Below are 9,278 nucleotides of genomic sequence, written 5' to 3'. Positions count from 1 at the left end.
CTTCCGTGTTCGGGATGGGTACGGGTGTCGCCCTGTCGCTCTGGCCGCCTTAACGTCAACTCACGGAATCGAACCGTGACAGGGATACCAATCGTTGATGGTTCGAACGAACCGTAATGTACGTGCAATCCAGTATACGCCTGGACTCACACACGAGAGTGCGTGTGAAACCAGTATGCGGTATGATTGTGTGGCGTCGATCTGTTAGTACTCGCGGACTGAACGCCTCGTTGCCTCGGCGCGTACATCCCGAGCCTATCGAACTCGTCTTCTACGAGTGATCTCGGTGATACTTCTTTTCCAAGTGGGTTTCGAGCTTAGATGCGTTCAGCTCTTACCCCGTGGTGCGTAGCTGCCCGGCACGCGCCCTCTCGGACGACCGGTACACCAGTGGCACCCATTCGTAGTTCCTCTCGTACTATACGAACGTTCTCGTCAAGTATCGTAACACCCCCAATAGATAGCAGCCGACCTGTCTCACGACGGTCTAAACCCAGCTCACGACCTCCTTTAATAGGCGAACAACCTCACCCTTGCCCGCTTCTGCACGGGCAGGATGGAGGGAACCGACATCGAGGTAGCAAGCCACCGGGTCGATATGTGCTCTTGCCGGTGACGACTCTGTTATCCCTAAGGTAGCTTTTCTGTCATCAATGGGCCGCAACAAGCAGCCTCATTGGTTCGCTAGACCACGCTTTCGCGTCAGCGTCCCTCGTTGTGTAGGACACTGTCAGACTTCCTTTTGCTCTTGCGCTCTTCCTCGGGTCTCCGACCCGAGTGAGGAAATCTTGGGGCGCGCTCGATATCTTTTCGAGCGCGTACCGCCCCAGTCAAACTGCCTGGCTACCGGTGTCCTCCGCCAGGAGTGAGGGTCGCAGTCACTACCGGGTAGTATTTCACTGATGCCTCGGTGATCCGCTAGCGCGGATACCTGTGTAGCGGCTCCTACCTATGTCTGCACAGTAGCGACCACGTCCCAGCGACAGCCTGCAGTAAAGCTCTATAGGGTCTTCGCTTCCCCTTGGGGGTCTCCAGACTCCGCACTGGAATGTACAGTTCACCGGGCCCAACGTTGGGACAGTGACGCTCTCATTGATCCATTCATGCAAGCCGCTACTGAAGCGGCAAGGTACTACGCTACCTTAAGAGGGTCATAGTTACCCCCGCCGTTAACGGGTCCTTCGTCCTATTGTACTAGGTGTTCAGATACCCGCACTGGGCAGGATTCAGTGACCGTACGAGTCCTTGCGGATTTGCGGTCACCTATGTTGTTACTAGACAGTTGGAGCGTCCGAGTCACTGCGGCCTGCTCTTATACAGAGCAGGCATCCCTTATCGCGAACTTACGGGACTAACTTGCCGAATTCCCTAACGTCGGTTGCTCCCGACAGACCTTGGCTTTCGCCGCCAGAGTACCTGTGTCGGATCTCGGTACGATTAACACACTCGTCTTTTCACGGGCTCCGGGTACCACCAACTTTCGCTATCCCGCCATTCATCCGCTTCCTGCCATTACGGCTTCCACGGATTTTGACGGTTCGACCGGGCGAGGGCCCGGCTTGATGTTTCCTGAAGCGTCGACTTTTAATGGTGTTAGCACTGGAATATTAACCAGTTTCCCTATTGTCTCATTCGAATTACGGTGAGACTTAGGATCGGCTAACCCTCAGCTGATCAGCATTGCTGAGGAACCCTTACTCATAAGGTCGTCGGGGGTCTAACCCGACTAACGCTGCTACTATGGCCAGGATTTTCGATACTGAACGGTCCACACGAACTCTCGCCCATGCTTCCACCCATCCAGAATGCCAACCTACTAGATCGCTCGGTCAAGAGCGCTGCCAGGTCTCGGTGATGAACTTGAGCCCCGATCATTTTCGGCGCCGCAAACCTCGGCCGGTAAGCTGTTACGCTGTTCTTAGAGGGTAGCTGCTTCTAAGCTCACCTCCCGGCTGTTTAGGGCTTGCGACCACCTTCAATCGCACTTAGCTCATACTTTGGGACCTTAACCCGGCTCTGGGTTGTCTCCCTCACGGTACACAGGCTTACCCCGCGCACCGGATTCCTCGCGTCAACGGCGTCCGTAGGTTTGGAGTTTGACAGGGAGGCCGACTCCTCTCGGAGGCGGTTCTCCCAATCGGTCGCTCTACCCCACGAACTACCTTAGCGAAGGTCATGCTTCGACATGTTTCGGTTGGAACCAGCTGTTGCCGGATTCGATGGGCCTTTCACCCCTACACATAAGTCACGAGAGGGTATTGTAGGACACCAACTCTAACAGACCTCCACGTGGCTTTCGCCACGCTTCGTCTTGCTCATGCGTAGATCATCCGGTTTCGGGTCGTATCCAGTTGACTCCCCGCCCTTGAAGACGGTGGCCCTCACGCAAAGCGCTGCGGCCGTATTGGTTTCCCTGTGCCTGCCTCGATACTCGAGTTAGGCTCGCCAATTAGATACACTCCCTGGCTCGTTTTTCAAAACGTACGACAGAACACCGGCTCCCACCGATTCCTACTGCGGGCTTGCGCCCGGGTCGTTTTTCGGTGGGCCTTTTGTGCCCTGTCGCTCCATCGCCACCTGAGTTCAGGCCCTATTGCACCTCCCTTTTCGGGGTGCTTTTCAGCGTTCGTTCACACTACTTGTTCGCTATCGGTCTCGAGTCGTATTGAGTCTTCGCGGTCGTTGCCCGCGACATTCACAAGGGATTTCCGACCCCTGCTACTCGGGAGCTGACGCACATCGTACTGATTCTCATTACGGGATTGTCACCCTGTTTCATGCTCCGTTCCAGGAGACTTCATGAGACGGTTCCGATGATGAATGTCAGTCCATACACCACATTGCCCGTGAGGGCTTCGGTTTGGACTTTGTCGTGTTCACTCGCCGTTACTAGCGACATCGCGTTTGCTTTTTGTTCCTGCCGATACTGAGATGTTTCAGTTCTCGGCGTTCCCCATTGCGCGAGGCAATTGCGGGGGGATTCCCATTCGGAGATCTGTAGTTCTTGGCCTCCGTGCGGCTTCCTACAGCTTTTCGCAGCTTGGCACGTCCGTCGTCGGCGCTCGAGCCGAGCCATTCACCAGGTGGCACAGTAGCCACGTTGGAATAACTTGGTTTCACTGTTAACTCACGATATGTGAGTCCAGTGGACGTCTGGATTGCACGTACATACGGTTGTCATTACACGACACGGTGGTCGCCGAGTGCGTGTATCGAACCCTTCCCAACCGCGTTTTCACGGGTTGGTGCATCGGTTTGTTGGGGATAGTTCGTTTCGTCGCCCACTACTTAAGGGGCACGATTCGAACCGTCCCACGTGACGGCCTTCCACGGGAGTCGAACCCGCGAACCGCTGTCGAACAGCGGCGCTCACCAACGAGCGAAGGCTACTCCCCCAAGAGGGAGAGATTGGGACTAGCCTTGGTAGTTCAAAGGTGCCTCGTCGGAAGACGAGTGCTGTCCCGGCGTGTGTGCCAGTTCGTCAACGAAGTTGACGAGTTAAGGTGGGTTGGGCACGTCGGCCCAATCCCGGTCTTTAGGAGGTGATCCAGCCGCAGATTCCCCTACGGCTACCTTGTTACGACTTAAGCCCCCTTGCGAAGCCCAGATTCGACCATCGCCTGATGGCCTCATCCGGACCTCACTCGGGTGCTTTGACGGGCGGTGTGTGCAAGGAGCAGGGACGTATTCACCGCGCTCTGCTGAAGCGCGATTACTACCGAATCCAGCTTCATGAGGACGAGTTTCAGTCCTCAATCCGAACTACGATCGAGTTTCGGAGATTAGCGCCCCCTCTCGGGGTTGCAACCCATTGTCTCGACCATTGTAGCCCGCGTGTAGCCCAGCACATTCGGGGCATGCTGACCTACCGTTGCCCGTTCCTTCCTCCGCTTTGGCAGCGGCAGTCCTCCTAATGTACCCAGCCACCACAAGGGTGCTGCTGGCAATTAGGAGTGCGGGTCTCGCTCGTTGCCTGACTTAACAGGACGCCTCACGGTACGAGCTGACGGCGGCCATGCACCTCCTCTCAAAAGCTCTAGTAAGCTCATCACACTGACTGTCACAGCTATTGTCGATGCTGGTGAGATGTCCGGCGTTGAGTCCAATTAAACCGCAGGCTCCTCCGGTTGTAGTGCTCCCCCGCCAATTCCTTTAAGTTTCATCCTTGCGGACGTACTTCCCAGGCGGCTCGCTTACGTCTTCACTGTGGCACAGCACAGGCTCGTAGCCTGTGCCACACCTAGCGAGCATCGTTTACAGCTAGGACTACCCGGGTATCTAATCCGGTTCGTGACCCTAGCTTTCGTCCCTCACCGTCGGGTCCGTCCTTCCAAGGTGCTTTCGCGATCGGTGGTCCGTCTAGGATTACAGGATTTCACTCCTACCCCAGACGTACCCCTTGGATCTTCCGGCCCCAAGCCAGCGGGTTTCCGCCGGACGCCTGCTCGTTGAGCGAGCAGATTTCCCGACGGACCTGTCTGGCCGGCTACGGACGCTTTAGGCCCAATAAAATTGGTCATCACTTGAGCTGCCGGTATTACCGCGGCGGCTGGCACCGGTCTTGCCCAGCTCTTATTCGTGTACCACCTTACGATACACAAAAGCGAGGACGTTATGCCCTCGCACTTGGAGTTCCCTTATCGCACTGTCGTGCAGTGTAAAGTTTTCGCGCCTGCTGCGCCCCGTAGGGCCTGGATTCTTGTCTCAGAATCCATCTCCGGGCTCTTGCTCTCACAACCCGTACCGATTATCGGCACGGTGGGCCGTTACCCCACCGTCTACCTAATCGGCCGCAATCACATCCTATGGCACCGGAGCGTTTCCAGCTCCACGCATTCCAGCGATGGAGCCTTATTCCGAATTAGCCTCAGTTTCCCGAGGTTATTCGAATCCATAGGGTAGTTTGATCACGTGTTACTGAGCTTTCCGCCACGAGTCTAAACTCGTGCAACTAGCATGGCTAAATCGAACTCCAATAGCAATGACCTCTGGCAGGATCAACCAGAATGTCGCTGAACACAAGGTTCAGCGTATAGGCGGAGACACTCTCAAAGAGAGTGTATCACATATCACACGTTCGGGACACCACATCGAATGACCGACAAGGTGTCACCGAACTACCAAGGCTAACATCAGATTCCATCATATACGGCTGACCGCAGGGGTGGAATCCTCATTTCCTTCGGACTTGAGTAGAGGCGAGGAAGGGTATTAAACCCTTCGAACCTCGTTTGTCCGAGATTGTGAGACGAGTTGAACGCCCCACAGATCGCGTCTGTGTCTTTCTTCGCGTTTGTATCCTGACGACCCTATCATATAAGGGCGTCGGATTTCGCCCGCCCCCGGCCGGTTGTGGGCCGGAGGCGCTTCGTATTCAATCCGAGTGCCTTGTAGTACTTAAGGGCACCGGATTGGGTGTGTTCCGTTCGTCCCAAACCGCGGGACGCCGTGTACATCACATCCGAGTGCCTTGTAGTACTTAAGGGCACCGGATTGGGTGTGTTCCGTTCGTCCCAAACCGCGGGACGCCGTGTACATCACATCCGAGTGCCCCCATACACTTAAGGGCATTGGATTGGGTTTTCGTTCGCCCGAATCCGACAATCGCATATTTAAATGCGCCGGATTCGGGCGGCCACCTCGCGGGGCAAACCACGAGGCGTCGTTCGCATTCTATCGAAATGCCCGGTAGAATTTAAGTACGTCGAATCGAAGGCGCATTGGGAAGTCAAGACACGTCCCACGGTACAATAGCTCATTACTGTCCGGCAATCTCTCGATACCGAATTATATAGTGTTGTTTCGTGTGTGCGTATGGAGAGATAGTAGGGCAAATATCTGAGAGGATGTTGGGAGAGGAAATGACGCAATAGTGGAAGTTCGATCGGCATCCACGGGGCAAGACGAACCGGATGGACGGACACGGAAGTTCCGGCAAGGGTCGAGACGGGATGGACCGAAGAGTCGGGAGACTCGGGGCGGTCAGTGTCGGGAACCACCGGAACCAACGAGCTGTCAGACGCGGGACTGACGCGGTTTGAATATCGAGGCGGTTGAACGAACTCCTGATGGTGCGGCGTGCTCGTCGGGGGAGAGAATCGTTAGCGCAATGTTACGGCCGAACGACTGTTTCGGCGGCGATTGCCCGGAGAGTCGGCGGTGGAGGGATAAAAGAGACGTTCGTCGCCCGTTCGCCGGTTCACTTCGAGCGCGGGGATATGCGACGGGCGTACGGCTGGACGAGGACCATACTCACCGCGGCGGCGGTTGCGCTCGCGCTCGGGATGAGCCTCAGAGTGGTACTGACCGGGCTGTTCGTCGCGTTCATCACGTCGGAACTGCTTCCGGTTATCGTGTTCAACGTCTGTATGAGTGTCCTGGTCGGACGGTGGCTCCTCAGAGAGGTTCGAATCTATCCACCGAGACATCGACCGGAATCGCGTGGGAAAAACTATCGCCCGAGCTCGCCGAGTACCTCCCGACCAACTAGGTCGTCCGCTATCGACCGTCTTTGAGACCGTTTCTAACAGTTTGCACTCATGAGAGAGTCGAACGCGGCGGGGTCCTCCCAGAGTTCGCTCAGCGTTGCGGCCGCGAGATAGCGGGTCGGAGCAGCGACCCACTCCGTGGTAATGCTATCGTCGGGGGCGGGTGCCGCTGCCTCGAACCACCACGCGACGTACCGACCGTCGTCGAGTTTTGCGGTGGGATACATCTGCCCGTTCACGGCGACGTCCACGCGGGAGTCCGCCTCCACCTCGGGTGCATCCTCGGGACAATCGGCGACCAAAATCTCGATTTGGACGGTCCTTTCGGTCACGCCGACTCCCCCTCCTCTGTCGCGGCGAACTCGGCGACGCATGCGACAGTTGCGAATTCCATAGCAGACCCATCGACATTCACGTACAAGAAAGTCAGTCAGGCGCGTGTCTGACGCGAGCCGAATTAGATTCCAGCACTGGATACGCTTCCCGAGGGTGGCGACTTGGCCAATTCCACTTCTGTCCGTAAGCGTCAGTGCACGGAAGGCTGGAAAATTTTTCAGGTGAAATTTTTCCAAGGGGAGTAAGCGCCTGGGTGTCTTCGGAGGTCGAAGTGTGGGAGCGACGTCCTCGAAAGTGGGTTGCTCGACGTTAGTATGCTATACTAACCTGCGATTCACCGTCCAAACTGTCCCCCTCCACCAGAAAACTTATGCCGAAAATGGTGAGTTCTCGGAGTAGGTTCCAACTATGGTGCCACTACCGAAGCTGGTTAGCGGTGTTGTGTTTGTCTGTTCAACTATCTTCGTTCTGGCGTGTGTATTCGGTGCCGAGCCGGAAGATGATGGTGCGCTTTTCCCCGGTTGAATGACATATTTCTGGGAGATCGTGGCTCTTTCGATGTTGGCTTATTCGCTGATTAGTTTGCATCGGGAGTTCTGAGGTTTCGCTGTTCGTCAGATTTTTTGGCTATTCCTCCTGAGCCGTTCTCGCCTTCGCGCATAGATTCATGTGGGGTTGACGGAGGTGGTCTACCTCCGCTTGATTGATTAGGGTCTATTTGTCTCACTGCCTCATGTTGCACTAAGCGGGTGTGGACGGACTCCTAAGTGGTTCAGACTGCAGTGTTGCTACGCTGGAGTCGCTGTCCACCGAGTGATAACGGTAGTCGCCACCCAGCCACCGATTCGACCGCACACTAAACCGAATAGTGGAGTGAGAACAAGTATTACAACACTAAATACGACGAAAAATGCTATACTGGACGGTGATGGTGATGCAATCACAGTTGTCTCGATAGTGGAACTGACCGCCGCCACAATAGGTGTGAGTATCCCTACGATGCCACCGAGAAGTCCAGCGCGGAATCCAGCGGCATCTGGGTCTGTCGAACGGAGTGCGGCTATCACTCCTGCGATGAACGCTCCGAAAATCATGATGCCACCCCCGATGTCTGCCTTAGAATTCGGGAGCCAGTTCACGAGAACGGTGACTGGGAGTGAAGCGAGTGCGCCAATAAGCGCGAATCGCCATGCCGATGGGACAGCCCGGAGGGACAGCAGAGACATTCGTCTCTAGATATGGTCGAGAGTCATCATATAATCTTCGTAAGGGTGAAATGGGGTATTATTTATGGAAAGATAACGGTATTTTTAATTGTTCACTACGAGACTAGGTAGGCATGAGTAGCCAAGTCGCATTTGATCTTCGCCGTGCCTTACTCTATATTGCTGCCGCTACCGGATTAGCGGTCATTATTGGTATTCTCAAATTTGGCTCAATTGGGGGCGGAGTAGCACTCGGACTGGCAATCGGGATTGGCGCAACAATCGGTATTGCTTTTCTCGAAGTAGTTTCTCGTTATCGAAATAGATAAAATGTCCACAATGTTATACCTAGCAGACGTGGACGCACCCAATCTCGAGTGAAAGATTACAACTGAAACGCGGTTACTTACTACAGAGCGCGAGTCTAACAGTCGCTAACTCAGAGAGATGCTCGAAGCGCGGGCAATACTACAATGACACAGAACATCCCGACGAGTATCCCGAACAGTGTTCCATAGTACTGGGAGGCGGAGATCGGCAGTTGACTCATCAGAGCAGCCGTGCTGAGTGCCACGAACCCCACGAAAAAAATCATAAAAACAACTACGGAGGTCATTCCTGTTAATGGCTCTCCCAACCCCGGTATCTTCGCGCCGGGGGGTGTTCGAGAGAGCATCCAGATGATTATAAATACGATGACACCAACAGCTATCGCAAGCACAGAGAACTGCTCGAATGAGAGTATTTGAATCAAAGCCAACACCATCGCACTGGTGATAACCACTCCCGTCTCATGGTTCCTGAACCATGTTGCGACGGTCCTGTCTGGGCTCATGTTCTATTGGACTGTCGAAGGGTGGCGTATTAAATGCTGGATACGCAGTACTAGTCTACAACCGAGTTACGGCGGTCGCTGATGAAGCAAAACAGTTTCCTTGATTGCCGATATCACTGGATGCAGAACGTATATTTATCGATTAGCTCTTCGTTCGTACCCGATGGTAGCTACTGAATATATGATCGTGAGAACATTCACTACAAATCCAAAATTATAATATGGATTTGTGAAATCCTGATTAGAAAGTAGAACCATCAAATAGTATAGAGCACCCATTAAAATAACCGCCAATATACGAATATCTGGACTATACATCCTGCGCACTCGGTCTGGAATCACACTGGACATATATCCATAAACGAATTGAACCATACTAAAGATTAATTGGAGTCGATCCACTGCCGCTTATAC

At 54.4% G+C, this 9,278-nt stretch carries 5 protein-coding genes and 2 rRNA genes; 2 read left to right on the top strand and 5 right to left on the bottom strand.

Translation table 11 applies throughout. The annotated features are described in order from the left end of the window. Nucleotides 1-185 precede the first annotated feature (185 nt). Both BG842_RS20245 and BG842_RS20240 read right to left on the bottom strand, forming a co-directional pair. Nucleotides 186-3,104 (bottom strand): 23S ribosomal RNA (locus BG842_RS20245). Nucleotides 3,105-3,537: 433 nt separating this feature from the next. Continuing rightward, a 16S ribosomal RNA gene (locus tag BG842_RS20240) occupies nucleotides 3,538-5,008 on the bottom strand. The 16S and 23S rRNA genes sit together here, the layout of an rRNA operon. Nucleotides 5,009-6,218: 1,210 nt before the next feature. Between BG842_RS20240 and BG842_RS20235 the strand changes: the two genes are divergently transcribed. Continuing rightward, nucleotides 6,219-6,515 (top strand): hypothetical protein, encoded by a 297-nt coding sequence (locus BG842_RS20235; RefSeq protein WP_069449413.1) that lies wholly within the window; start codon nucleotides 6,219-6,221, stop codon nucleotides 6,513-6,515. 8 nt (nucleotides 6,516-6,523) lie between these two features. Here BG842_RS20235 and BG842_RS20230 read toward each other — a convergent pair whose 3' ends face one another. Both BG842_RS20230 and BG842_RS28055 read right to left on the bottom strand, forming a co-directional pair. Then, a complete protein-coding gene (locus BG842_RS20230; protein WP_254663333.1) occupies nucleotides 6,524-6,820 on the bottom strand; it encodes a hypothetical protein in 297 nt (98 codons plus the stop codon). A 792-nt stretch (nucleotides 6,821-7,612) separates the two neighbouring features. Next, nucleotides 7,613-8,050 carry a DUF5518 domain-containing protein gene (locus tag BG842_RS28055; protein ID WP_083252573.1) on the bottom strand — a complete coding sequence of 146 codons (438 nt, stop codon included), beginning with the start codon at nucleotides 8,048-8,050 and terminating at the stop codon, nucleotides 7,613-7,615. A gap of 113 nt (nucleotides 8,051-8,163) precedes the next feature. On the opposite strand from BG842_RS28055, the gene BG842_RS29165 reads away from it, so the two are divergent. Beyond that, nucleotides 8,164-8,358, top strand: coding sequence for a hypothetical protein (locus tag BG842_RS29165; RefSeq protein WP_139136146.1), 195 nt, complete (start codon nucleotides 8,164-8,166; stop codon nucleotides 8,356-8,358). 110 nt (nucleotides 8,359-8,468) lie between these two features. Here BG842_RS29165 and BG842_RS20225 read toward each other — a convergent pair whose 3' ends face one another. Beyond that, a complete protein-coding gene (locus BG842_RS20225) occupies nucleotides 8,469-8,864 on the bottom strand; it encodes a hypothetical protein (RefSeq protein ID WP_069451513.1) in 396 nt (131 codons plus the stop codon). Nucleotides 8,865-9,278: the final 414 nt, after the last annotated feature.

The organism is Haladaptatus sp. W1 (genome assembly GCF_001723155.1).
GTDB classification, from domain to species: Archaea; Halobacteriota; Halobacteria; order Halobacteriales; family Haladaptataceae; genus Haladaptatus; species Haladaptatus paucihalophilus.
Note: the sequence above shows the minus strand (reverse complement) of the source record. Positions and strands in the feature narration are given on the sequence as shown.

What these genes read in the sequence shown, in the direction of transcription:
- BG842_RS20235 (WP_069449413.1), top strand. Translation starts at nt 6,219, where the DNA reads ATGCGACGGGCGTACGGCTGGACGAGGACCATACTCACCGCGGCGGCG.
- BG842_RS28055 (WP_083252573.1), bottom strand. Translation starts at nt 8,050, where the DNA reads ATGTCTCTGCTGTCCCTCCGGGCTGTCCCATCGGCATGGCGATTCGCG.
- BG842_RS29165 (WP_139136146.1), top strand. Translation starts at nt 8,164, where the DNA reads ATGAGTAGCCAAGTCGCATTTGATCTTCGCCGTGCCTTACTCTATATT.
- BG842_RS20225 (WP_069451513.1), bottom strand. Translation starts at nt 8,864, where the DNA reads ATGAGCCCAGACAGGACCGTCGCAACATGGTTCAGGAACCATGAGACG.